A 25243-nucleotide genomic window follows, 5' to 3' on the forward strand; every position below is an offset into this window, starting at 1 on the left:
GAAGTCAGATTATGTCACAGAGCAATGTAGAAGTTGGCGATGATGTTCAAAGCTGGCTTGATGACCAGCGTTATAAAGAGGGCTTCTTTACGGAAGTCGCAACAGATGAAATGGCAAAAGGGATCAACGAAGATGTTGTCCGCGCTATTTCAGCGAAACGTAATGAGCCTGAGTGGATGTTACAATTCCGCCTTGATGCCTTTAATCACTGGAAAGGCATGGAAGAGCCCCATTGGCTCAAAGCTCATTACCCAAATCTTGATTATCAGGATTACAGCTATTATTCTGCGCCATCTTGTGGCTCGTGTGATGATACCTGTGGTTCCCAATCTGGGGCAACCCAAGCAACGGGCGTTGCTGAGACCAATAATTACTTAACGGCAGAAGTCGAAGAAGCTTTCAACCAATTAGGTGTGCCTGTTCGTGAAGGTAAAGCGGTTGCAGTGGATGCGATTTTTGACTCCGTATCAGTATCTACGACTTATCGTGAGGATCTTGCTAAACATGGCGTGATCTTCTGTTCATTTAGCGAGGCTATCCAAGAATACCCAGAATTAGTTCAGAAATACTTGGGTAGCGTCGTTTCAAGCCACGATAACTTTTTTGCAGCGTTAAATGCGGCGGTGGCTTCTGATGGCACCTTTGTGTACATCCCGAAAGGGGTACATTGCCCAATGGAACTCTCCACCTATTTTCGCATTAATGCAGCCAAAACGGGGCAATTTGAACGCACCATTTTAATTGCAGATGAAGGCAGTTACGTCAGCTATATCGAAGGGTGTTCTGCTCCTGTTCGTGATAGCTACCAGTTGCACGCCGCGGTGGTCGAAGTAATTATTCATAAAGATGCCGAAGTTAAATATTCCACTGTTCAAAACTGGTTCTCTGGTGGGGATAGCGAAGAAGGCGGTATTTTAAACTTTGTGACTAAGCGTGCACTGTGTGAGGGCGAAAACTCTAAAATGTCGTGGACGCAGTCTGAAACAGGCTCGGCGATAACTTGGAAATACCCAAGCGTGATCCTTAAAGGGGATAACTCAGTCGGTGAGTTCTTCTCTGTGGCACTGACAAACGGTAATCAGCAAGCAGATACGGGAACCAAGATGATCCACATCGGGAAAAATACCCGTTCAACGATTATCTCAAAAGGGATCTCTGCGGGTAAGAGCCAAAACAGCTACCGTGGTTTAGTCAAAATCCTGCCAAGCGCGCAAAATGCACGTAACTTCACGCAGTGTGATTCCATGTTAATCGGCACGCAATGTGGGGCACATACGTTCCCCTATGTAGAAGTTAAAAATAATACGGCACAGCTTGAGCACGAAGCCACAACTTCACGTATTGGCGAAGACCAGCTATTTTACTGCTTACAACGGGGAATTAGCGAAGATGATGCTATTTCTATGATTGTAAATGGTTTCTGTAAAGATGTGTTCTCGGAACTTCCATTAGAGTTTGCCGTAGAAGCACAAAAATTGCTGGCGATCAGCTTAGAGCACAGCGTTGGCTGATCCTTATCGAGTTTATTTGCGCGTGAGCGCTAAAGGCATGTAAATATGTTAAGTGTTAAAGATTTACACGTGAGTGTAGAAGGTAATGAAATTTTAAAAGGGTTATCTCTGGAAGTGAAACCAGGGGAAGTTCACGCTATCATGGGCCCAAATGGTTCAGGCAAAAGTACATTATCGGCAACGCTTGCGGGTCGCGAAGAATATGAAATTGATAGCGGTTCAGTGACCTTCAAAGGTAAAGATCTCTTTGAATTAGACCCTGAAGAACGAGCGGGCGAAGGTGTTTTCTTAGCCTTCCAATACCCAGTTGAAATTCCTGGCGTGAGTAACCAATTTTTCTTACAAACAGCTGTTAACGCAGTGCGTGAATATCGCCAGCAAGATGCATTAGACCGTTTTGATTTCCAAGATTTTATCGAAGATAAAATTAAATTATTGGAAATGCCAGAGGATTTATTAGCGCGTTCAGTTAACGTCGGTTTCTCTGGCGGTGAAAAAAAACGTAATGATATCCTGCAAATGGCCGCATTAGAACCACAACTGTGTATTCTTGATGAAACGGATTCGGGGCTGGATATTGATGCCTTAAAAATTGTCGCTAACGGTGTGAATTCACTGCGTTCTCCTGAACGTTCATTTATTATTGTGACACACTATCAGCGCATTTTAGATTATGTAAAACCTGACTTCGTCCACGTTTTATATCAAGGGAAAATCATCAAATCAGGTGATTTCAGTTTGGCGAAAAAACTGGAGGAGCAGGGTTATGGCTGGCTTATTGACCAACAGTGAAAGAGCACAAAAGCGTGCTGAAGTTGCTGCACTGAATGAGCAAGCTATGTCACGCTTTGCGAAGCTATTCGAACAACGCTTAGGCGAAAATTCACAGCACGCAAAAAACCATTGGGAACAGGCTAAACAAGTCGGCTTACCTGCGTTTCGCCATGAAGATTGGCACTACACACCACTAAATAGCGTACTGAATACTCAATATCAGTTTAGTGATGCAGATGCCGTCGCGAGTGAATGTGAAAAGTTAGCCTTACCAATTGATGCTTACCGTATTGTATTAATTGATGGGCGCTATAGTTCAGCTCTGAGTTCTATTGATGTCGGGCCTTTCCAAGTGTCTCTGCTCGATAATCAAGATTTACTCCCTGCGCCAGTCAATAGCGAAATTTTTTTGCATTTAACGGAAAGCTTGGCAGTACAGCCGTTAGTGATTCACTTGGCCGCGAATAAAATAGCAGAAAAACCGTTGTATTTACTGAATATTTCGAGTGGCAAAAATGATGAACAGGCGATGAATATCAGCCAGTATCGTTATCATTTAACACTCGATACCAACAGTAAAGCGCAGGTCATTGAGCACTTTGTTAGTTTAAATGGTCAAGCGCACATGACGGGGAGTCGTTTAACCGCCGAAGTGGGTGACAATGCAGACTTTAGCCACTTCAAACTCAATGTGGAAAGTTCACAGGCACAACATTTCGCCCATAATGATATTGTAGTTGGGCGTGATAGCCGCGTTAAAAGTACCAGTTTCTTGTTGGGTGCGGGTTTAACACGTAACCACACGAGTGCTCGTCTTGATGGTGAAAATACAGAGCTTGAGCTTAATAGCTTATTGTTGCCAAAAGATAGCGAAATTGCAGATACGCGGACGTATTTAGAACACAACAACAGTTTCTGTAACAGCCGTCAATTGCATAAAGTGATTGCGATGGACAGCAGTAAAGCTGTGTTTAATGGGATGATCAAAGTTGCCCCAAATGCGCTGAAAACTGATGGCCAAATGACGAACAATACCTTGTTGCTCGGTGATAAGGCTGAAATTGATACCAAGCCACAGCTTGAAATTTATGCAGACGACGTGAAATGTGGCCATGGTGCGACAGTCGGTCGAATCGATGACGAGCAATTATTTTATCTGCGCTCAAGAGGAATTGATGGTAAAGCTGCTAAGTATATGATTATCATCGCATTTGCTGCGGAATTGACTGAGTCTATTGAGTCAGAAGAGTTAAAACACGCTGTGATGGCAAACATCCGCCAGCGCTTAGCGGAGGTTTAATCCCATGTCATTTGATGTTGCGTTAGTCAGGCAGGATTTTCCTGCCTTATCACAATCAGTGAATAACCATCCACTCGTCTATTTAGACAGTGCAGCGAGTGCACAAAAACCGTTGCAAGTTATTGAGCGCGAGAGTGAATTTACGTTACATCAGTATGCCGCGGTTCACCGCGGCATTCACACGCTCAGTGCCAATGCGACAACCATGATGGAAGAGGTGCGCCAAAAGGCCGCAGATTTCATCAATGCAGGCTCAAACGAAGAAATTGTTTTTGTTAAAGGTACCACAGAAGGGATTAACCTCGTTGCCAATAGCTACGGGCGCAAACATCTCTTTGAAGGCGACAATATCGTCATCACCGAAATGGAGCACCATGCCAATATCGTTCCTTGGTTTCTATTAGCCGAAGAAATTGGTTTTGAAGTGCGAGTGATCCCTATTTCAGATGATGGAACCTTGCAGCTAGATAAACTCAATGAATTTATCGATGCACGAACACGGTTACTGAGCTTCACACATATTTCGAATGTGCTAGGCACTGTAAACCCAGTTAAAGAAATTATCCAGCAAGCACGTGATATTGCCTCGCAAAAAAGCAGTGAACTGGCAATTTTAGTGGATGGTGCCCAAGGTGCGATGCATCAACAGGTTGATGTACAGGATCTGGACTGTGATTTTTATGTGTTCTCGGGGCACAAATTATACGGGCCAACGGGTATTGGTATTTTGTTCGGGAAAAAGGCTATCTTAGATGTGATGCCACCATGGGAAGGCGGCGGGGCGATGATCCGCCAAGTTAGCCTAACTAAGGGGATTACCTTTGCGGATGCGCCTTGGCGTTTTGAGGCGGGCACGCCAAATGTGAGTGCAATTATTGGGTTAGGTGCCGCGTTTGACTATTTAACTGCATTAAATTTACGCGATGTTTTTGCTTATGAAGCGCAAATTATGGCGTATGCATCGCAAAAGCTCAAAGACATCCCGTCCATCAGGTTATACGGTAACGACCAGCGTGAAGGCGTTTTGGCTTTTAACCTTGGTGAACACCATGCCTACGATGTGGGGTCTTTTTTGGATAGGTATGGTATTGCTATTCGAACAGGGCACCACTGCGCTTTACCATTGATGGAACATTACCACGTTCCTGCTATGTGCCGTGCTTCGGTGGGAATTTATACCACTAAAGAAGATATTGATGCGTTATTCAATGCGTTACAGCGTATTAAAAAATTGTTAGGCTAAGCACAAAGAAATAAGTGAATGGTAAAGGAAGTGAGTATGCCTGCATTACCCGATGAAAATAAATTATTACGTAATTTTGCGCGTTGCCAGGATTGGGAAGAACGTTATTTGTATATGATTGAGCTGGGTGGTCGCTTGCCTGAACTTAATGAAACACAAAAAAGCGAGAGCAATCTTATCGCGGGTTGCCAAAGCCAAGTGTGGATTGATATGCAGTTACAATCTGATGGCACAATTGCCTTTGCAGGGGATAGCGACGCTGCAATCGTTAAAGGGCTGGTGGCGATTGTCATTATTCTTTTTCAAGGTAAAACACCACAGCAAATTTTAGCGTTAGATGTAAAATCTTTTTTTGAGCAATTAGCGTTAGAACAACATTTAACCCCTTCGCGAACACAAGGGTTGAATGCGATGATCCGCACCATCTTAGCCCGTGCAAATGAATTAGTTTAATTTTACCGAGGGAGTAACCCAGCTCCCTCGTCTATTTCCCCCTAACTTAGTGCTTTGTCAACGCTCTATCATCCAATAAAGATTTGTTCAATAATATTAGTTAACTAAAATATTCATTAAGTATTAAAGATATTAAGAATAGTTGCTATTATGAGCAATAATCATTGCATTATTGTAAGCACACTATTTTCCTTGGAGTAGGTATGAAAAGAGTTTTAACGGTGGCAAGTTTATTTGTCATGAGCGCGTTGTTAGCGCCAGCTCAGGCAAAAGAGTACCCATTACCTGACAGTAACACCCGACTCATCGGGGAAAATTACACGTATGTGGTGCCGAATGATGGCCGTCCCCTTGAGGCGATTGCCAGTGAGCATGAAATTGGCTTGTTGGGAATGCTTGAGGCAAACCCAGGTACTGACCCTTATCTGCCTGAAGCAGGTAAAGAGCTGATTATCCCTGCGCAAATGTTATTACCGTCAACGCCAAGAACAGGTATCGTGATTAACTTGGCAGAGCTGCGTTTATATTACTACCCTGCAAACAGCGACAATGTCGTTGTTTATCCAATTGGTATTGGTCAATTAGGTCGTGATACCCCAGAAATGGTCACGTCAGTCAGTCAATCGATTAAAGACCCAACATGGACACCGACAGCAAATATTCGTAAGAATTATGCAAAAGAAGGGATTACATTACCCGCTGTAGTGCCAGCAGGCCCTGAAAACCCAATGGGATTGTATGCCTTACGTTTAGCCTATGGTCGTGGCGAATATCTAATCCATGGTACTAACGCTGACTTCGGTATTGGAATGCGAGTAAGTTCTGGTTGTATCCGGTTACGCCCCAATGATATTGAAGCACTGTTTAAAACAGTTCCGAGAGGAACTCGTGTCCAAGTTATTGACCAAGCGGTGAAATATTCTAAAGAAGCAGATGGAAGCTATTACATTGAGGTGCATCAACCGTTATCCCGTTCGAGTCACGATGATCCACAAACGATGCCAATCAAGCTCTCTGATGATTTCAAGCGTTTTCTTGAAAATGAAGGGATTGATAAGGCTTTAGTACAAAAAGAGCTTGCTAGGCGTTCTGGAATGCCTGTACGTATAAATAATGATCAAGGCACTAATGAACCAGTGCATGAAAACCAATATGAAGGGCTAACCCCTATTGAGCCATTCACCATTTCACAGCCTGGCCCGATTTACGATGGTAAAATTGGCGCATTATTACCCACAAAATACCGCTCCTCTTTAGCTGCTCAATAATCAGCACAAAAAATAAGGGCCTATTTTCATAGGCCCTCATAAATACTATCAGCTTCTAAAAAGCGTCGTTTAAACTAGATAACGACCAATTCGAACTTATTTTTTGTAAGTACGAACTTGGTTGTCCAGACGCTGGTTAGCACGTGCTGCTTCTTCTTGAGCTGTCTGAACATCAGAGCGCAGTGACTGAACGTCGTTGCTCAGCTGATCAACTTTACCATTCAGAGTTTGTACGTCTGAAGAGAGTTTTTGCACTTCAGTGCTGTTAGAACAACCCGCTAGTAATGCTGAAGCTAATACGATAGAGCCCAGTAGAATTTTAGTACGAATCATTATTTTACCCTCTAGATTGATTATCTTGAAAATATAAAGAGCAAGTCACCAAATAATAGAGCCAAGACGATTATCTTTAAGCTTGCTATATCCCTTTAAAACAACCTAATGAAAATTAGGGTATGGCACTTACTAAGTCTTATGCTAGTACTTAATTTAAAGATTTGCTAGAAATACTTTACATTTAGTCGTAGGAAAAAGAAGAAAAATTTAAATTAAGATTAATGAAGGTTGTTATTTGAACAATCAAAGAGCATTTTGTGATATTACGCTTAAATAGAGATAGGATATTTGCTAAAGAAACCTAAACGGGTAAATAGTTAAGTCAAGGTAGCACTAAATGTTAACTTAAAATAAAAAAGGCCGATAACTGAATTAACAACTATCGGCCTTTTCGTATTCTATAAAATATTAATTATAGAACGTGAACAGAAGAGGTATTGGTTGTTCCGCTTTGAACAAGTGCACCTGACACCATCACAACGGCATCCCCTTCAACCGCTAAACCGCTTTCTAATGCAGCACGTTTACCTTCACGGTAGAAATCATCCGTAGAAGTGAAACCGCCGACAATCATTGGGATCACACCTTTAACTAACAGTAACTGGCGTGCAGTTTCTTCATTAGTGGTTAAGGCAAGAATTGGCGCAGTCGGGAAGTATTTACGAACAGACTTCGCTGATTTACCACCGTAGGTCGCGACAACAATCAGTGGAACGTCTAGCTTTTCAGACATTTCAACCGCACCACGGCATACCGCTTCAGTAACACGTAAGCGCTGGCTTGGTTTTTGGTTATCAATACGGGTTGGCATCACGCGGTCAGTACGTTCACAGATAGTTGCCATAATGGTCACAGCTTCTACTGGGTATTTACCTTTCGCACTTTCACCTGACAACATAACCGCATCAGTACCGTCTAAAATGGCGTTCGCTACGTCACCAGCCTCAGCACGAGTAGGGCGTGGGTTTTTGATCATTGAATCTAACATTTGTGTTGCTGTGATAACGACCTTGCGAGCCTTAACACATTTTTCAATCATCATTTTTTGCGCGAAGATAACTTCTTCAACTGGGATCTCAACGCCTAAGTCTCCACGAGCAACCATGATGCCGTCAGAGGCTTCTAAAATCTCATCAAAATTGTTTAAACCTTCTTGGTTCTCAATTTTAGAAATAATTTGGATATTTTCGCCGCCGTGTTTTTTCAGGTGCGCACGAATTTCTTCAACATCAGAGCGTTTACGGATAAATGATGCAGCAACGAAATCAACACCTTGTTCACAACCGAACACAAGGTCTTCTTTATCTTTTTCTGCTAATGCAGGTAGACCAATTGAAACGCCTGGTAAGTTGACACCTTTTTTCTCACCAAGATCACCATTGTTTAATACTTCACAAACCACTTCAGTTGCGGTGACATTGGTGACTTTCATGCCAATAAGGCCATCATCGACTAAAACAGTGTTACCTACTTTTAGATCAGCTGTTAAGCCAGCATAGGTGACGGCTACTTTATCTTTATTACCGACTACAGATGTGTCTGTGGTAAAGGTAAAGGTTTGACCTGCAACGAGGGAAACATCGTTGCCGCCTTCTAGTTTCATGGTGCGGATTTCAGGGCCTTTAGTGTCTAGCAGGATAGCTGCTTGCTTACCAGTTTTTGCACAAACAGAGCGAAGATTTTTGATACGTTGACCGTGTTCTTCATAGTCACCGTGGGAGAAGTTCAGACGCATGACATTCATGCCTGCATCTAAGAGTTGGGTCAGTTTTTCTTCAGATTCGGTTTTTGGGCCGATAGTACAAACAATTTTGGTTTTTTTCATGGCAGTCTATCTAAGGTTATAAAGGAAATCGGTATTGCCGCCGACGCTTAGTGCGCATGATAAAACTTGTTGCGCAACTCATTTATAAGAATAGGCGACAGTCTGGTATTAAATTCAATACTATAATGAAACTTGTCACAATTTGATTCTAATAATAGTGTAGTCGACAAGTTTCATTAAAGCTAACATACTGATTTATTGCTGGTGAAACCTTTCAGCCAGCGAGAGTATTATAGACAACAAAAAACTGTGAGACAAATCAAATTTTACTAAATTGAATGAAGAGATAGCTAAGATCAATTATTCGGTTGATTTTGTGTGGGTTATTTTGTTGCGCAACAAAATAAGGCAATTTTAAGTGACAATCAAGGAAAATATTGGAATATAAATGAAGTAGTTAGGAAATGGTGCGTCCGAGTAGACTCGAACTACCGACCCCCACCATGTCAAGGTGGTGCTCTAACCAACTGAGCTACGGACGCACTGAAAAATTAACCTATTGTGTTAACTTGAAATGGTGCGTCCGAGTAGACTCGAACTACCGACCCCCACCATGTCAAGGTGGTGCTCTAACCAACTGAGCTACGGACGCACTGAAATTAACGTGTTGTGCTAACTAGAATGGTGCGTCCGAGTAGACTCGAACTACCGACCCCCACCATGTCAAGGTGGTGCTCTAACCAACTGAGCTACGGACGCGCTTAAAACTTCTAGGTGACAACGGGGACGAATATTAACGTTATGCTGTGAATCTGGCAAGGGGAAAATGTAATTTTGCGACAGTTTGCTCGTATTTAAAACTATCTGGTGCGAAATACATCTTCCCACACAATTAATTGCTTAAAAAACTGGCGATTAGCGTGTTGAACGTAACAGAACAGCTTGCTCAGGTTGCTTATGGATCCACATAATTCGTGTTGCCATACCCACCGCTGCGGCGCTGAGTCCAATAATAAAGCCTATCCAGAAACCTTTGGGGCCCATTGCAGGTCCAACATAGTCGGTCAGTGCTAAAATATAGCCCGCTGGTAAACCTAATAACCAATATGCAGTGAACGTAATAAAGAAGATTGAACGCGTATCTTTATAGCCACGTAAAATCCCTGCGCCAATAACTTGCACAGAATCGGATAACTGATAGATAGCGGCATAAAGCATCAAACTAGTTGCTAAAACAACCACTTCTGGATTTTTGTTATACATCATTGCAATCGGTTCGCGGAAAACAGCGGTAAAAATTGCGGTAATTGTTGCAATCATTAAACCAACGGCAAGGCCAGTATAAGAAGAGACTTTCGCCGCCTCAGTAGATTGTTGGCCTAAGTTATAACCGACGCGAATTGTCGCGGCGATCCCCAGGGATAATGGGAACATGAACATGACTGAACTAAAGTTCAGTGCAACTTGGTGGCCTGCAACGGCAACAACCCCTAATGGTGCAACTAGCAGTGCAACAACGGCAAATAATGTAACTTCAAAGAACAACGCTAAGCCAATTGGCGTACCTAACACAATAATTCGTTTTAAAATTAATGGATTTGGCGATGTAAAAGGTACAGTCGGACGAATATCGCGCTGAGCTGAAGCGCGTTTCACGTACCATCTCATCATCATGCACATTGCCCAATACACTGATGCAGTCGCGACACCACAACCAACCCCACCGAGAGCAGGTGCACCAAAGTGGCCATAGATAAAGATATAGTTAATTGGGATATTGACCATTAAGCCTAGAAAACCAATCACCATCCCCGGCTTAGTTTTCGACAGGCCTTCGCATTGACTACGGTAGACTTGGTAGAATAAATACCCAGGCGCACCCCACATGATGGCATGTAAGAAACGAACGGATTTGTCGGCAAGTTCTGGATCAATGTGTGGCATGTTGCTAATAATTAGTTGGCTATTATAAAGCAAACACATAATACCCAAGGCTAAAAATAGCGCTAACCACAGACCTTGTTGAATTTGATCGCCAATTAAGTTACGGCGGCCAGACCCGTTCATTTGAGCAACGATCGGGGTCAATGCCATTAGTAAACCTTGACCAAAAAGAATAGCTGGCAGCCAGATGGAAAACCCAACTGCAACTGCGGACATCTCGATTTCACTGACACTACCTGCCATAACCGTATCGACAAACCCCATGGCGGTTTGTGAAAACTGAGCTAAAACGATAGGGATCCCGAGAGCCAACAAGCTACGCGCTTCTGTAAAATATTTCTGCACGCATACACCTTTATAATAAAAATAATGAAGAAGAAAAACGAGAAAAATAAATGATTTAGCAATAAATCAAAATGTTATTAAAAACCCTTTATTCTATCCCTTTTACCAATGTATTCCAATAAAGATATACTGCTTATTGATGAAAGAGCACTTTTGTCTCTTAGTGTATTTGATTACAGGTAGTTATTCAGTCTGTATCTCATCACTCAAATAAGATAGATCTCAAAAAATTCTTAGGTAAACTGGACAAATTAATTCACGACACAGAGAGTCATTATGTTTACAGGTATTGTTCAAGCGACCGCTCCAATTATTGAAATTACGGAAAGAGCGAATTTTCGCACTCATGTCATGAAATTCACCCCTGAATTACTGGTTGGTTTAGAAACGGGAGCCTCAGTAGCCCACAATGGTTGCTGTTTGACGGTCACTAAAATTGATGGTGAAAGGGTTAGCTTTGATTTAATTAAAGAAACGCTCCGTCTGACAAATTTGGGTGCGCTACAAGAGGGGGATGTTGTCAATATTGAACGTGCAGCGAAATACGGTGATGAAATTGGTGGTCATGTGGTATCTGGACACATTATGACAACCGCAGAAATCAGTAAAATTTTCACTTCAGAAGATAACCATCAAATATGGCTATCTATTCATGATAAAGCATTGATGAAATATATTTTACACAAAGGTTTTGTTGCCATTGATGGAATTAGCCTCACGGTTGGCGATGTTATCAATAACCGTTTTTGTGTACATTTAATCCCTGAAACGTTAGAAAGAACAACATTAGGGCAAAAGCGTTTAGGGGATAAGATTAATATTGAGATAGACCCACAAACTCAAGCAATAGTGGATACTGTTGAGCGAGTGCTCAACCAAAAAGAACAAGAAAAGTTATTGCAACAAGGAAATGACGCTGTCGAAAAGGCTAAATCAGAATAATTCATCAACAGCGGAAGAATATGAGGCTATAGTAGATATAGTCATACTATAGCCTTAATAACATGAAAATTTTAGAGTTGTTAGGATAAAGGTGTTTAATCAAGTGTAAAGTTGTTAAAAACATCGAGTCAATAACACCACAGACTACCAAAATAGCTAATTTGATTAAAACCTTGTTTTTTAATCGGTTACTTTTCACTAAAATTAACAGAAAAACTGGCATTATCACGTTCAATCGCTTCAACTAAGCGCCTAAAGTGCGGACTGTTTTTGTGCATTTCGAGTGCCTGAGTGCTTTCCCACTCTTCGAAAACAATATAGCCGTTTTCTTTAGCCATAAGATCATATTGAATGCATCCTTTCTCGCGGCGGCTCAGCTTTGCTAAGTCACGAATGATTTCTCTCGTTAAATACCCATCCGTTCTTTCAGTTGTAATTTGGGCATACACAACAATACTCATTCCGTTCTCCTTATGTATTAAGAACTATCTTAATGGGTACTTGGTTTTTGTATTGTAAAAAAGCGAATAATCTGATTTTAAAAAGGCGGACGGGGTCATAGTAAAGTATCTTTTGAAATCTCGATAAAAATGAGATTGATCATAATAGCCTGTTTCAAACCAGCGATAAGTATCATGATCTATTACCATGTTTTTTAAAACGTGTTCTAAGCGGCAATTGATCTGGTAGCGTTTGGGTGTAATACCGTACTCTTTTAAAAACTCTTTTTGAATGACACGCAGATGAAAACCTGTCTCATCGGCAATATCGGTGATTTTTTTTGTTGGATTACGGTAGAGCAATTCGATGATTTCATCCGTGAAATGCGGTTTTTTGGTCGCTTTAGTTTGAGTAAAGCAATCTAATAGCTCTTTAAAAGATGAACAGGCAAGCGCTTCAAACCAGTTATCTTGCCAAATATCAGCAAGGGCAATGGGCCTATCCGTATAATTGAATGTCCGTTGGGGTAACAAAAAGCGTAATGCGTCGTGGCGAATACGCAATACCATGGTTTTTGCATGATTAGGGTTTGCTGTAAACGTATTGATTCTCGGTATGATGAGTTGAAATGAGTTAGTCGTAGAGTGGCCGTCAGCAGACATACAAATTGGATCCGATGAAACCCAAATTTCAGCCCCTGTCCCTGGAAAAATTTTAATCGCACTGGTGAACTCTTTGATAATCAAAATAGAACTAACAAAGCCTTTCAATTCATCTGGTGGATAATACTGTTTCAACATCATACTTGAGCACTCATTATTTGTTATGGTAATGATAGCGTTTTTTGACAAGAAAAATAACCATTGAAAGCATGAGTTTTAGAAGATAAAAAAATAAAATAGCTTTTTTTTAGTGAAATACGCTTTAATTAGGTAAAGGTCGCTAATGGATAATGCGTTAAACCGCATTTTTAAGCAAATATCACCTGCTACGGAATATGACAAAAGCGTAGTCAATGCCTACAGTTAGCTTAAGAATAATATATTTGATTAATGGGGAAGTAATAATGAGAAACTGTACCGCATAGTAGCGGCACAGCGTATAACGAATCTAAAGGAATTAATTTGCTTGGCAATCAACTGGTTTTAACGTTTTTTCATCTTTGACAGCGCAGCGCTGCATAAAATAACCAATCGCCATTGGAATAATGGTAAAGGCCATCACACCCGTTGTTGCAAGAAGTGGGTCAAAAGTTAAAGCGGAAACTAACAAGCTAGCTAAGAAGCATAAGCCAAGTTGTAAAGCGTTTTGTAATGCCGCTGCTTTACCACTTGCTGTAGGGAAGGTATTTAATGCTTTTGAAACAGCTATTGGATACGATGCTCCGTTCATGGCAGCCATAAAGCAAAATGGAATTAAAATCATGGTTAATGATGGTTCAGTATAGATAGCCATGATGAATAAGATGGACATGCTAACTGCATAACCAATTAAGAGTAGTGGGAATAAGATTTCAGCACGCACCTTGGCCAAAACAAGGCGACAACCATAGCCACCAACAATGAAAGCAAGTGTTTGGGGGATATAGCTCAATCCAATATCCGCTGGGTTAAAGCCCATATTACGTAGGATAAAGGGGGAGCCAGTTAACCAAGCAAAAAAGCCTGCACTACAAGAGGCATAGACTAAGACGTTGCCACTAAAAATGGGAGAGCTCAGTAACTTACCAAATGAGATTTTGGTTTGAGGCTGGTTTTCATCTTCGTGTTTTTTTACAGAAATATTTTTGAGGAAAAATGTCGGTAAGAGTAATAAAACACCGACAGCCATTAAGATTAAAAAGATAGCTTCCCAAGTTTGGTGTTCAAGCACCCATGCACCTAATAACGGCGCAAGCGCAGGGGAGAGCGCGACTAATGGCATGATAGATGCGAAAACTTTTTGTGTGCTTGCTTCATCATAACGGTCGATAACAAGGGCTTGCCATAAAACGGCGGCGGAGCACACACCAACGGCTTGTAAAAAACGCAAGGTTAATAATTGTGTTGCTGTCGTGGCCCAAAAAATCGCTAAACTGCTCACAATAAAGATAGTAAGACCAACGATGAGCACAGGCTTGCGGCCAAGTTTATCTGAAAGTGGGCCCCAAAGTAGCTGAGCAAACGCGAAGCCTGCTAAAAAGATACTGAGAGAAGCACTGATAGCCCCTTCTGTTGTGCGCAAAGAGGTCTGCATTGCACCAAAAGCAGGCAGGTACATATCAATGGCTAAAAACCCCAACATGCTTAATCCTGCAAGGTACAGCATAAATCCAGGGGAATTTTTTTTCACAGTCGTCGTCATAATGATTTACTTATCTGATATTTAAAAAAATGTTAACGGTGATGACATTGTATAGGCTATTTTTTTGTCTTGTGAAACGGTAATATTTGGATCTTGCTATCAAAATATTTGAAAGGAGAGACTATGTGGTCAGCTCATGCACTTGAAGTAATTGATGCCGTTGCAAGAACGGGGAGTTTCAGTGGTGCCGCAGATGAGTTACACCGCGTACCTTCAGCAATCAGCTATACCGTCAAACAAGTTGAAGAATGGTTAGCCGTTCCCTTGTTTGAACGTCGACACCGGGACGTCATTTTAACCGAAGCAGGGCTGATTTTTATTAAAGAAAGCCGTTCTGTTATCAAAAAAATGACAGAGACACGTCATCAATGCCAACAAGCGGCTAATGGTTGGCGTGGGCAGTTCAGCATTGCAGTTGACTGCATCGTTAAACCACAGCGGACTGAGCAACTTATTCTCGATTTTTATCGCCATTTCCCTGACATTGAATTGTATATACACCCAGAAGTATTTAATGGTGTTTGGGATGCCTTAGCGGATGGCCGCGTGGATGTGGCGATTGGTGCCACCCGAGCTTCACCGATTGGCGAACGTTACAGCTTTCGTGATATGGGGTTTATGTCGTGGATGTGTGTCGCAAGCCCTGAACATCCATTAGCAAAAATAGAACATAGCCTAACAGACGATGAAATGCGTGCATATCCAAGTTTGTGCTTAGAAGATACTTCTCGAAGTTTACCTAAACGAGATACTTGGGCGCTGGATAACCAACGGCGTTTAGTGGTTCCCTATTGGGAAAATGGCTTAGCTTGTTTGGCAAATGGCCTTTGTGTGGGGATGGTGCCCGAACATCGAGCAGCTCCTTTATGCGCAGAAGGTAAACTGGTGGAATTGACATTAGCACAGCCATTTCCACCCAGCCCATGTTGTTTAACATGGGTAGAAAAAAACACCTCTCCCGCACTGAGCTGGTTATTAGATTATCTTGGCGATAATGAAACGCTCAACGCAGAATGGTTATCAACATCATATTGATTATCGACGATAGTCAATAAATGGCCCATCAGCAACCGAACGACGCTCAACAAGACGAGGATGAACTTCGATAGTTTGAGCGTCTTCGCGCTTATTCACTATACGGTCTAATAACATAGCGAACGCCATTTGCCCTAAACGCTCTTTAGGTTGGTGGATAGTAGTCAATGCAGGCGTAAAATAGCGCGCATTGCGCACATTGTCGTAACCGATGATTGAGATATCTTGTGGAACGCGCAAGCCCATTTCATCTGCCGCACAAATCGCCCCCATTGCCATGATATCACCACCACAGAAAACGGCGGTAGGGCGCTGTTTATGGCTCAAAATCTGCATCATCGCTTTATAGCCAGACTCAGGTTCAAAATCCCCTTGGACAATCCATTCGTCTTTTAAGGTCACTTTGGCTTCTTCCATTGCTTTTTGGAAGCCAGTCAGACGCCCAATCCCAGTATTCCGCTCAAGGGAGCCTGGGATCACACCAATATCACGATGTCCTCTATCAATGAGATAACGTCCTGCGAGATAGCCCCCATGGAATGAATTATCGATGATGCTATCGGTAAAATCCCCTCTCGATGTGCCCCAATCCATTACCACCATCGGAATATTGCGATAATCTTCGAGCATGCCAATGAGTGTATCAGGATATTCAGAACACATTACCAGCAGACCATCGACACGTTTTTGTGCAAGCATTTGCAAGTAGGCTTTTTGTTTACCCAAATTATTATGAGAGTTACAGAGGATCAGTGTGTAGCCTTTTTCATAACAGCTGTTTTCAACGGATTCGATAACTTCAGCAAAATAAGGCGCCTCACTCGACGTCGCTAACAAACCAATTGATTTCGTGTGATTCACTTTTAAACTACGGGCAACCGCACTAGGTGAATAATTGAGCGCTTTGATGGCAGCCCAAACCGCAGCCTTGGTGTCATCAGCCACAAAGCGCGTTTTATTAATAACATGGGATACGGTGGTGGTAGAGACGCCAGCGCGTTTCGCCACATCTTTAATCGTTGCCATGGGGGAATAAAACTCCTGACCAACTATAGGTCTCTCTAAGAATTCTAGTTAAAAAATTACCTGCATATTGATGCATAGATCCTTCGCTGGCAATAATTTAGCGATTTGTTGTCGATTTTGTCTGATCTAGCGCAAAAACGAAAGAAATAATTGATGTTATAACATGTGATATAGACACTGGTTTCGCTTTTTTGGATGTGTATACTTAATAACCTTATGGTTTGAGTGGTTATTGTTAATTCAATTTTGTTAGGATGAGAGGAACTCATGGATACAGATGTTAAATATGGATTACTAGCTGCGCTGGGTTCATTAGCAATGATTATTTTTATTGCTGCACATATCTTCTAATTTGTGTTTCATCTTCATTGGGTGAATGCATAAGGGCGAGTTTTAACTCGCCCTTAATCGATCTAGAATAACTGTTTAATAATTAAGCTAAATTTTCTTCTACAAATTTCCAGTTAACTAGTGCCCAGAAATTTTCTAAATATTTAGGGCGTGCATTACGGTAATCAATATAATAAGCGTGTTCCCAAATATCTACTGTTAACACAGGTTTATCATCACCAGAGATTGGTGTTGCTGCGTTAGATGTGTTAACAATAGCTAAATTACCATCGGCTTTTTTCACTAACCAAGTCCAGCCAGCCCCAAAGTTTTTGGTTGCTGCATCCGTAAATTGTGCTTTAAACTCGGCGAAAGAACCAAAGGTTTTATTGATAGCGTCTGCAACTTTCCCCGTTGGTTCGCCACCTGCATTTGGTGCTAAGCAGTGCCAATAGAAGGTATGGTTCCAAACCTGAGCCGCATTGTTAAATACCCCAGCTTCAGAAGTCTTAATGATTTCTTCTAACGATTTACCTTCAAAATTAGTGCCTTTGATTAGGTTGTTTAAGTTAACAACGTAGGTATTGTGGTGCTTACCGTAGTGGTATTCTAAGGTCTCAGCAGAGATATGAGGTTCTAAAGCATCTTTTGCATACGGTAGAGCGGGAAGTTCAAATGACATAACGTACTCCTTGATTGCTTTTGTATCAAAACATATGGGTGTTTGCTCGTAAAGTGAGCTAAGTGTCGTACTTCATTGTTTATCTACAGTTTTGCCAAATGGCCTGTATGATTCTTAATATATTAATAGTAACACGATTAACCCTACAAAGGGTAAATGTAATCGCGTTAATCGCATGTTAACAATAAAATGTTTGAATAATATTTTATTGTTATTGGATTAAGTGATGTGTTCGGTTCTTGCATACAGAGAACATGTAGAAATAATAACGAGCGAGGGTGGTTCTAAAGGACTGTCATCAATGGGGGCAATATTGCAGAGGATTGGCATAATGCTTTGAATTTTAGTATTTATTTGCCAGTGGTTGACATTAGTTCCAGCCAATGAAAGTTCTAATCAAAAAAATGACATTGATGAAAATGATAGTTGTAAGCAAGTAGATAAAAGCCTTGAAGAAAAGAGGGGCTATGTCTGGTTGCCCCCGATCTTTAATAATAAAAAATATCATAAATACAAAAAATGGGACGACTATTAGTAAGGTTGTAATGGGATTGCTATGCATAAGATTCATATTTTAGAAAAATATAATTCTATCCTTATTGCAGAGTTGTGCAAGTATGATGAGAGAGCTATGTGGGGCATATCCAGTAGATTTACGTTGCTAAGTATAGTTATACCGTATTTTATTGCTACCCTCACGTTGATTTATTGTTATTTGTTTAGATTAATGCAAAACAATTAGCAAAATATGAAGTTAAACATATTGTTAAAGACATCAAATTGGCAGATAGATCACCGTTAAATATAGACAATATACTCTTAGTGAAAATGATGTTTCGCTATAAAACAAGGTATAGTTTTGTTTGACTTGAATCATAAATAAGTCACAATAGTAGCAAATCGAAGGAGGGGGATTCCCCCTCTTTTTTCATACAATAGCCGTTGACATATTCAAAGCAAAATATCGTATTACGTAGTATATTTTAGGGCTAAAAATCAATTATCTAATTGATAAATAAGAATATACTAATCATGTTTAATGTTAAGGAAGTAAAAATGACAACAATTGAAAGAATTGAGCGCCAAATTAAAGAAAACCCAATTTTATTATACATGAAAGGTTCTCCAAAACTTCCGAGCTGTGGTTTTTCAGCTCAAGCAGTTCAAGCCCTATCTTCATGCGGTGAGCGCTTCGCTTATGTTGATATTTTACAAAACCCAGACATTCGTGCCGAATTGCCAAAATATGCAAATTGGCCGACTTTTCCTCAGTTATGGGTAGATGGCGAGTTAGTTGGAGGTTGTGACATTATTATGGAAATGTTCCAACGTGGTGAGCTGCAATCGCTAATCAAAGAAACTGCGGATAAATACCGCCCAGAAGATGACGCTAACGCGTAATCACTGAATAGTAATAAAAAACCGCAGTAGATAAAACAAAAGCTGTTTATCTACTGCGGTTTTTTTATTGTCTGTTTATTTTTCGTCTTCAATAATTGGCCAACCACCAAGTTTCTTGAATTTATTCACAATTTCGCAAAATAAAAGTGCAGTGCGATTCGTATCATACAGTGCACCATGGGCCTGTTTACCATCGAATGGTATTCCTGCACTAACACAAGCTTTCGCTAAGATTGTTTGACCAAATACTAAGCCACTTAATGCTGCGGTATCAAAAGTCGCAAAAGGATGGAATGGGTTGCGTTTTAGCCCCGCACGTTCGGCAGCATTCATGACAAAACTGTGATCGAAATTTGCGTTATGTGCAACAATTATCGCGCGGTTACAATCAGTATTTTTCATTCCTTTACGGATGACTTTAAAAATGGCATGTAGTGCATCATACTCACTAACCGCACCACGCAATGGGTTTGTTGGGTCAATACCAGTAAACGCAAGAGCGGATGGTTCTAAATTGGCACCTTCAAATGGATCAACATGGAAATGCAGTGTTTCATCCATTGAAAGCCAGCCATCTTTGTCCATTTTTAGTGTGATAGCGGCGATTTCAAGTAGACCATCTGTTTTCGCGTTAAACCCACCCGTTTCAACATCAATAACAACAGGGTAGTATCCCCTAAAACGGCTTACTAGGGCATTTGGATTATTTTTTTCAGACATTAGGACTTTCGATTATAAAGTTGCTGATTAGCATATATTATGCCTAAATCAGGAAAAAATGGCAGAGAAACTCAGAAGAAAGTTTAAACGGCTATTTGACCGCTTAAACTTAGAAATAGTAAATGCAATTAATGGCCTAAACCTTTACTTGCGCTTTTGTTTTCGATCAATTCAATTTTATAGCCATCTGGGTCTTCAACGAAAGCAATGATTGTTGAGCCACCTTTAACTGGGCCTGCTTCTCGAGTCACATTCCCCCCCGCATGGCGGATATCATCACAAGTTTTTGCAACATCATCTACGCCTAGAGCGATATGACCATATGCATTCCCCATATCATAGCTATCAACGCCCCAATTGTAGGTTAGTTCAATAACAGCGCCTTCACTTTCATCACTATAGCCAACAAAAGCTAAAGAATATTTATACTCAGTATTTTCACTTGTTCTAAGTAAACGCATTCCTAACACTTTGGTATAAAAATCAATTGAACGTTGCATATCAGTAACACGTAACATGGTATGAAGTAAGCGCATATAACCCTCTTAAAATTTACTCAACATTTCTGAATCGATTTACCTATTAACTATTAATATAACGTGGTTAAATTGCTAAATACAGCGATAGCAGTTTATTTTTTGGTCAAATAGTGGTAATACTCAGTTTTTAAGAGTATATCATACCTTTACGATAGTTTTTACAGTTGAAGGGGAAGCGATGGCTGAACAACTTGAGTTTTTTGACATTCCTAGCCCTTGTCGTAGTATTTGCCAAACGAATGAGCAAGGTTATTGCCTAGGCTGCTATCGAACTCGTGACGAACGATTCAATTGGTTAAAATTTTCGAATGCAGAAAAACGCAATATCATTCGGTTATGCCGCCAACGCTATCTAAGAACGATAAATAAAAAAGTCGTTCAAGGTGACGTTATCGATAGTCAGCAACAACTTTTTAATGAATAACATTGGGAGATTGTTGATTGATTTTAATCATATAGTTTTCATCTAAATTAATTCATCTAAATTAATTCATTTATAATTATTTTAATTTTATTAGTTTCCGTGTTTACATTTCAATTAAATTTTATTTATTAAAATTTAATATGCTTGAATTAAAATGAATTTCATATCGAATATTTTTAAGATTAACTATATTGTTTTGTTTTTTAATGAGTTATATTAAGTTGTATTTTCTATTGTTTCTGGTAATTACCATAAAGACTAAAATAGATAGATCCAAAAGAAGACTCCAGCTATTCTTATTAGTAAGAAAGTTTATAGATTATGGTATTTTCCTGAGTAGACTTTCCAATTTAAAATAGATAAGTATTAACCTGATACATATCACTTTAAGCTGATGGAGATATCACTACAAATAGGTATTTGTTAGCTTTTACGTCAATAAAAAGTTGTAAACATAAAAGGAAATTAATATATAATTTAAAAAATAATATGAGTCTGGTATATTTTTTAGACATTATAATTATATAAAAGGAGGGTAAATTGGAATCACAAATAGGGACAGAGCTATCACGTGTAGTTCGCATGTGGAGAGCATTAATTGACCATCGATTAAAACCACTAAAACTAACGCAAACTCATTGGGTTACACTACATAATATTAGCCAGCTACCACCTGAACAATCACAGATCCAACTGGCGAAAGCCATAGGAATTGAGCAGCCGTCGCTCGTCAGAACATTAGACCAGTTAGAGGAAAAAAAACTCATTTCAAGGCATACTTGTGCAAATGATAGACGTGCAAAAAGAATCAAACTAACTGAGGAATCAGAGCCATTTATTAAAACAGTTGATCAAGTGATTAACAATACGCGAATTGAAATATTAAGTAACATTAACCAAGAGGAGCTTGACCTACTGTCTCAACTTTTATTAAAGCTTGAAAGGAATATTATTCGCTTACAGAATGATTCATGATATTTATATTATATCATGAATAACAAATGGATTTGTAATTATTTGGTTTGTTATGTTTATTAGCCAAGCGTAGCTTTAAATAGTTTGAACAGCATATATATATAACCTATATACTTTTGCTTTAATCATTAAAGTCATGAGTGATATTATTTCAATAGATCAATTTTAATGTGCCATAACTATTGTGAATAGGAAAGGGGTTTAATCATATTGGTTAAAAAATATGTCATTAACTAGTTTAATATGGAATTCAGTACTTAGAATAGAAAAATACGTTTATGGTAATATCAACATGCATCAATGTTGCGCAGGAAAAATAAGTCAGTCTTTTTAGTTTATACACAAATAATCTAAAGATTAACGTGCGCATCATTAGTTAATCAATGAAGATAATACTATATGTGATAGATAGTTGAATGTTATTGAATGGCAGATGATAAGTGATGTTCACCGACATTGTCGTCGGTGAACATGCTTTAATCATTAATATGACAAAATTAGCGAGGGGATACTGTAACTGTATTTCCGCTATTTGCAATCATGACACGTTGGCCATTACGAAATGTACTAGGATCTTGTTTTTGTACAACAACAATATTTTTACCGCTGTCTAAACGGATCTCTAGTTGAACACCTTGGCTTCTATTTAAGGCGCCTTGCGCTTGTTGCCCAGCTAGACCACCAGCAATAGCACCCGCTGCAGTTGCAAGAGTATTTCCTGTACCACCACCAATGGTATTACCTAATAAGCCACCTAGAACTGCACCACCAATTGCACCGATGACATTACCATCTTCACCAGCTTGAATAGTCACAGGGCGAGCGTTCAAAACAGTACCATAGGTCACAGTTTGAACCTGTTTTGCGTCATTGGCCGAAATAGTATCACCAGAAAGTGTACTGGTATTGACACAGCCTGATAACGCTGCAACTGCAACAACACCTACAAAAACTTTCTTAAGCATAATAACTCCTATGAGATTTGCTGTTTGTGGCACTAACATAGCATCGTATATTTGTTTTCACCATCAACACAACAACTATCAAAATAATGGTATTTAAAGCGATGGTTAGAATACTGATTCTGATTTAAATAGAGTGTAAACACTAGGTAAAATATCTCAAATTCAACAATATTTCATTGAGTAAGGCACGCTTTGTTAAACATACCTCACGAACAGTCATTTTATGAATGTCTTTCGCATTGATAGCTAAAACGCATCCGAATAGTGCCTGTTTAAAATTGAAACACTTTCATGTTTAGCAGATTATTTTATTGCAAAACATTATGTTTAGAATTTTAAATCCATATTTTAAAAAACGCCATTTTTATTTAGGTTGTAAAGCAATTTCTGCTCTAAAAATAAATATTTATTATTCCTGCGAAGCAGCACGAGAAATCACATCGAATTGTTGACAAAATTCTCCTTCAAAGCACAATCTTTAATAACTGAAATTGAAAGCGAATGTACACTCTGAAGGAACAAGAATGATGATTAAGTCAGGTCGTTACATAGGGGTTATGTCAGGAACTAGTCTCGATGGAGTTGATGTTGTTCTCGCCGCAATTAGCGATAAATTTGTTGCAGAACAGTCCAGTTTGAGTGTCACATTTCCAATTGACTTGAAAAAAAGAATTTTAAACATCTGCCAAGGCCAAGAAACAACACTATCTGAAATTGGTAAGATAGACCGCGAATTAGGTTCACTTTATGCAGACGCGATTAATCAATTATTGGTAAAAACAGGGTTAACTTCGGCAGATATCATTGCAATTGGGTGCCATGGGCAGACAGTTTGGCATGAACCTGACGGAGAACAGCCATTTACTATGCAACTTGGTGATAATAATCGTGTTGCAGCGTTAACAGGGATCACGACTGTTGGTGATTTTAGGCGTCGGGATATGGCTTATGGCGGTCAAGGTGCTCCCTTAGTGCCTGCTTTCCACTTAGCCGTTTTAGGCCATCCAACTGAAAAACGTATTGTTTTAAATATTGGTGGGATAGCGAATATCACAGCGTTATTACCAGGCGCTTATGTAAAAGGCTATGACACAGGGCCAGGTAATATGCTAATGGATACTTGGACTTGGCGTATTAAGCAAAAGTCGTTTGATAATGATGGTGAATGGGCTAGTCAGGGTCATATTGATAATTTGTTACTTAAAAACATGATGAATGATCCTTACTTCAAACGGTCATCGCCAAAAAGTACAGGGCGTGAATATTTTAATATGCAATGGCTAGAACAACATTTAGTCGCGTTCCCTTCAATATCTGCCCAGGACGTACAAACCACACTGTGTGAGCTCACCGCAGCTTCTATTGCTGAACAAGTTTTATTATGTGGTGGAAGTGAGCGGCTAATTGTGTGTGGTGGAGGCGCTAAAAACGCCTTTTTGATGCAGCGTTTATCAGCTCTGTTACCTGGTATTGAAGTAGCGGCAAGTGATAAATTTGGTCTTAGTGGTGATGATATGGAAGCTTTGGCGTTTGCTTGGTTAGCAGCACGTACTGTCGCTGGGTTATCAGGTAATCTTGCTTCAGTGACAGGCGCGACAAGGGAAACCGTTTTAGGTGCAGTGTACCCTAAAAATAGTGACTAGAAATAATCGAATTAAAGGATATCAAATGAATGAGATAAGTGAAGTCGATCTCGCCTCTATTCGTCGTGAGTACACAAAAGGCGGTCTACGACGCAGTGACTTAACTGCTAACCCATTAACCCTTTTTGAATTATGGATGAAACAGGCGTGTGAGGCGCGACTAAGTGACCCGACTGCGATGTCAGTGGCGACAGTGGATGAAACTGGGCAACCCTATCAACGGATAGTACTGTTAAAGCATTTTGATGATAAGGGCTTAGTATTTTATACCAATATGGGAAGTCGTAAGGCACAACACCTTGAAAAAAATAATAAAATAAGTTTGCACTTCCCATGGTATCCACTTGAACGTCAAGTGAACTTTACGGGCGTTGCTGAACGTTTAAATCCGATTGAGGTAGTTAAATATTTCCACAGCCGGCCTAAAGATAGCCAAATTGCAGCTTGGGCATCTGAACAATCTTCTAAAATTTCAGCAAGAGGAATTTTAGAAGGTAAATTTTTAGAATTAAAACAAAAGTTTAAAAATGGAGAAGTGCCTTTGCCGAGTTTTTGGGGGGGCTTTCGTGTGGTATTTGATAGTGTCGAATTTTGGCAAGGTGGTGCTCACCGCCTACATGACCGTTTTTTATACCAAAGGGAAGGGGATGGCTGGAAAATTGATAGATTAGCCCCTTAGGATCATGTTTTTTAGCTGGCACTTAATTGATATGCGCTTTATGCTATAGACTCGTTTAAGAAAATTGACAAATTATACTGGCGCGTTTGTGAGATCCATCAAAAACGCGTTGGCCATTCAAACTAAAGTAGATAGACAAAATACAACAGATGGAGTCAT

General features: G+C 40.1%; 24 protein-coding genes and 3 tRNA genes. 13 read left to right on the top strand and 14 right to left on the bottom strand.

What is annotated here, in order from left to right; genetic code table 11:
- Nucleotides 1-11: 11 nt before the first annotated feature.
- From sufB to PSF27_RS03085, 6 genes are all read left to right on the top strand, one after another.
- Nucleotides 12-1511 (top strand): Fe-S cluster assembly protein SufB, encoded by a 1500-nt coding sequence (sufB, locus tag PSF27_RS03060; RefSeq protein WP_206084034.1) that lies wholly within the window; start codon nt 12-14, stop codon nt 1509-1511.
- Nucleotides 1512-1556: 45 nt separating this feature from the next.
- Nucleotides 1557-2303: a Fe-S cluster assembly ATPase SufC gene (sufC, locus tag PSF27_RS03065; RefSeq protein WP_047757043.1), complete on the top strand. Its 747-nt coding sequence runs from the start codon at nt 1557-1559 to the stop codon at nt 2301-2303.
- Nucleotides 2278-3585: a Fe-S cluster assembly protein SufD gene (gene sufD / locus PSF27_RS03070; protein ID WP_272680850.1), complete on the top strand. Its 1308-nt coding sequence runs from the start codon at nt 2278-2280 to the stop codon at nt 3583-3585. The genes sufC and sufD overlap by 26 nt, the downstream gene beginning before the upstream one ends.
- Before the next feature lie 4 nt (nt 3586-3589).
- Nucleotides 3590-4828 (top strand): cysteine desulfurase SufS, encoded by a 1239-nt coding sequence (gene sufS, locus PSF27_RS03075; RefSeq protein WP_206084036.1) that lies wholly within the window; start codon nt 3590-3592, stop codon nt 4826-4828.
- 36 nt (nt 4829-4864) lie between these two features.
- A complete protein-coding gene (sufE, locus tag PSF27_RS03080) occupies nt 4865-5281 on the top strand; it encodes a cysteine desulfuration protein SufE (protein WP_272538654.1) in 417 nt (138 codons plus the stop codon).
- Between the two features lie 203 nt (nt 5282-5484).
- Nucleotides 5485-6549, top strand: a complete 1065-nt coding sequence (locus PSF27_RS03085) for a L,D-transpeptidase family protein (RefSeq protein ID WP_206084037.1) — start codon at nt 5485-5487, stop codon at nt 6547-6549.
- A 96-nt stretch (nt 6550-6645) separates the two neighbouring features.
- Here PSF27_RS03085 and PSF27_RS03090 read toward each other — a convergent pair whose 3' ends face one another.
- From PSF27_RS03090 to PSF27_RS03115, 6 genes are all read right to left on the bottom strand, one after another.
- Nucleotides 6646-6882 carry a major outer membrane lipoprotein gene (locus PSF27_RS03090; protein ID WP_047756290.1) on the bottom strand — a complete coding sequence of 79 codons (237 nt, stop codon included), beginning with the start codon at nt 6880-6882 and terminating at the stop codon, nt 6646-6648.
- Nucleotides 6883-7297: 415 nt separating this feature from the next.
- On the bottom strand, nt 7298-8710 hold the full coding sequence (gene pykF, locus PSF27_RS03095; RefSeq protein ID WP_206084038.1) for a pyruvate kinase PykF: 1413 nt from the start codon (nt 8708-8710) through the stop codon (nt 7298-7300).
- A 405-nt stretch (nt 8711-9115) separates the two neighbouring features.
- A tRNA-Val gene (locus tag PSF27_RS03100) sits at nt 9116-9192 on the bottom strand.
- A 33-nt stretch (nt 9193-9225) separates the two neighbouring features.
- Nucleotides 9226-9302, bottom strand: a tRNA-Val gene (locus PSF27_RS03105).
- A gap of 30 nt (nt 9303-9332) precedes the next feature.
- Nucleotides 9333-9409 (bottom strand) — tRNA-Val (locus PSF27_RS03110).
- Nucleotides 9410-9565: 156 nt separating this feature from the next.
- Nucleotides 9566-10939 carry an MATE family efflux transporter gene (locus tag PSF27_RS03115; protein ID WP_206084039.1) on the bottom strand — a complete coding sequence of 458 codons (1374 nt, stop codon included), beginning with the start codon at nt 10937-10939 and terminating at the stop codon, nt 9566-9568.
- 276 nt (nt 10940-11215) lie between these two features.
- Between PSF27_RS03115 and PSF27_RS03120 the strand changes: the two genes are divergently transcribed.
- Complete coding sequence (locus tag PSF27_RS03120) at nt 11216-11881, top strand: riboflavin synthase subunit alpha (RefSeq protein ID WP_206084040.1); 666 nt, start codon at nt 11216-11218, stop codon at nt 11879-11881.
- A gap of 188 nt (nt 11882-12069) precedes the next feature.
- Here PSF27_RS03120 and PSF27_RS03125 read toward each other — a convergent pair whose 3' ends face one another.
- From PSF27_RS03125 to punC, 3 genes are all read right to left on the bottom strand, one after another.
- Nucleotides 12070-12342 carry a putative quinol monooxygenase gene (locus tag PSF27_RS03125; protein WP_206084041.1) on the bottom strand — a complete coding sequence of 91 codons (273 nt, stop codon included), beginning with the start codon at nt 12340-12342 and terminating at the stop codon, nt 12070-12072.
- A gap of 24 nt (nt 12343-12366) precedes the next feature.
- Entirely contained in the window at nt 12367-13125 is a 759-nt protein-coding gene (locus PSF27_RS03130) for a helix-turn-helix transcriptional regulator (RefSeq protein ID WP_241016832.1), read from the bottom strand.
- A 316-nt stretch (nt 13126-13441) separates the two neighbouring features.
- Nucleotides 13442-14665: a purine nucleoside transporter PunC gene (punC, locus tag PSF27_RS03135; RefSeq protein ID WP_206084042.1), complete on the bottom strand. Its 1224-nt coding sequence runs from the start codon at nt 14663-14665 to the stop codon at nt 13442-13444.
- A gap of 123 nt (nt 14666-14788) precedes the next feature.
- On the opposite strand from punC, the gene punR reads away from it, so the two are divergent.
- Nucleotides 14789-15700 (top strand): DNA-binding transcriptional activator PunR, encoded by a 912-nt coding sequence (punR, locus tag PSF27_RS03140; RefSeq protein WP_272538600.1) that lies wholly within the window; start codon nt 14789-14791, stop codon nt 15698-15700.
- Here punR and purR read toward each other — a convergent pair whose 3' ends face one another.
- Together purR and sodB are read right to left on the bottom strand one after the other, a co-directional pair.
- Nucleotides 15701-16726 (bottom strand): HTH-type transcriptional repressor PurR, encoded by a 1026-nt coding sequence (gene purR, locus PSF27_RS03145; RefSeq protein ID WP_206084044.1) that lies wholly within the window; start codon nt 16724-16726, stop codon nt 15701-15703.
- Between the two features lie 433 nt (nt 16727-17159).
- Entirely contained in the window at nt 17160-17738 is a 579-nt protein-coding gene (gene sodB, locus PSF27_RS03150) for a superoxide dismutase [Fe] (protein WP_206084045.1), read from the bottom strand.
- A gap of 1056 nt (nt 17739-18794) precedes the next feature.
- Here sodB and PSF27_RS03155 point away from each other — a divergent pair.
- Nucleotides 18795-19139 (top strand): Grx4 family monothiol glutaredoxin, encoded by a 345-nt coding sequence (locus tag PSF27_RS03155; RefSeq protein WP_206084046.1) that lies wholly within the window; start codon nt 18795-18797, stop codon nt 19137-19139.
- 75 nt (nt 19140-19214) lie between these two features.
- On the opposite strand, the gene rnt is transcribed toward PSF27_RS03155, so the two are convergent.
- Nucleotides 19215-19859 (bottom strand): ribonuclease T, encoded by a 645-nt coding sequence (rnt, locus tag PSF27_RS03160; protein ID WP_206084047.1) that lies wholly within the window; start codon nt 19857-19859, stop codon nt 19215-19217.
- Between the two features lie 128 nt (nt 19860-19987).
- Nucleotides 19988-20395, bottom strand: coding sequence for a lactoylglutathione lyase (gene gloA, locus PSF27_RS03165; RefSeq protein ID WP_206084048.1), 408 nt, complete (start codon nt 20393-20395; stop codon nt 19988-19990).
- Between the two features lie 181 nt (nt 20396-20576).
- Here gloA and PSF27_RS03170 point away from each other — a divergent pair, with 181 nt between their 5' ends.
- Entirely contained in the window at nt 20577-20822 is a 246-nt protein-coding gene (locus PSF27_RS03170) for a DUF1289 domain-containing protein (protein WP_206084049.1), read from the top strand.
- A 540-nt stretch (nt 20823-21362) separates the two neighbouring features.
- Nucleotides 21363-21797 (top strand): transcriptional regulator SlyA, encoded by a 435-nt coding sequence (slyA, locus tag PSF27_RS03175; protein WP_272680851.1) that lies wholly within the window; start codon nt 21363-21365, stop codon nt 21795-21797.
- A 497-nt stretch (nt 21798-22294) separates the two neighbouring features.
- On the opposite strand, the gene PSF27_RS03180 is transcribed toward slyA, so the two are convergent.
- Nucleotides 22295-22762, bottom strand: a complete 468-nt coding sequence (locus PSF27_RS03180) for a glycine zipper 2TM domain-containing protein (RefSeq protein ID WP_206084051.1) — start codon at nt 22760-22762, stop codon at nt 22295-22297.
- A gap of 527 nt (nt 22763-23289) precedes the next feature.
- On the opposite strand from PSF27_RS03180, the gene anmK reads away from it, so the two are divergent.
- On the top strand, nt 23290-24405 hold the full coding sequence (gene anmK / locus PSF27_RS03185) for an anhydro-N-acetylmuramic acid kinase (protein WP_206084404.1): 1116 nt from the start codon (nt 23290-23292) through the stop codon (nt 24403-24405).
- 25 nt (nt 24406-24430) lie between these two features.
- Nucleotides 24431-25084, top strand: coding sequence for a pyridoxamine 5'-phosphate oxidase (pdxH, locus tag PSF27_RS03190; RefSeq protein WP_272680852.1), 654 nt, complete (start codon nt 24431-24433; stop codon nt 25082-25084).
- The last annotated feature ends 159 nt before the right edge of the window (nt 25085-25243 follow it).

This window comes from Providencia sp. PROV129 (genome assembly GCF_028482245.1).
Taxonomy (GTDB): Bacteria; Pseudomonadota; Gammaproteobacteria; order Enterobacterales; family Enterobacteriaceae; genus Providencia; species Providencia vermicola.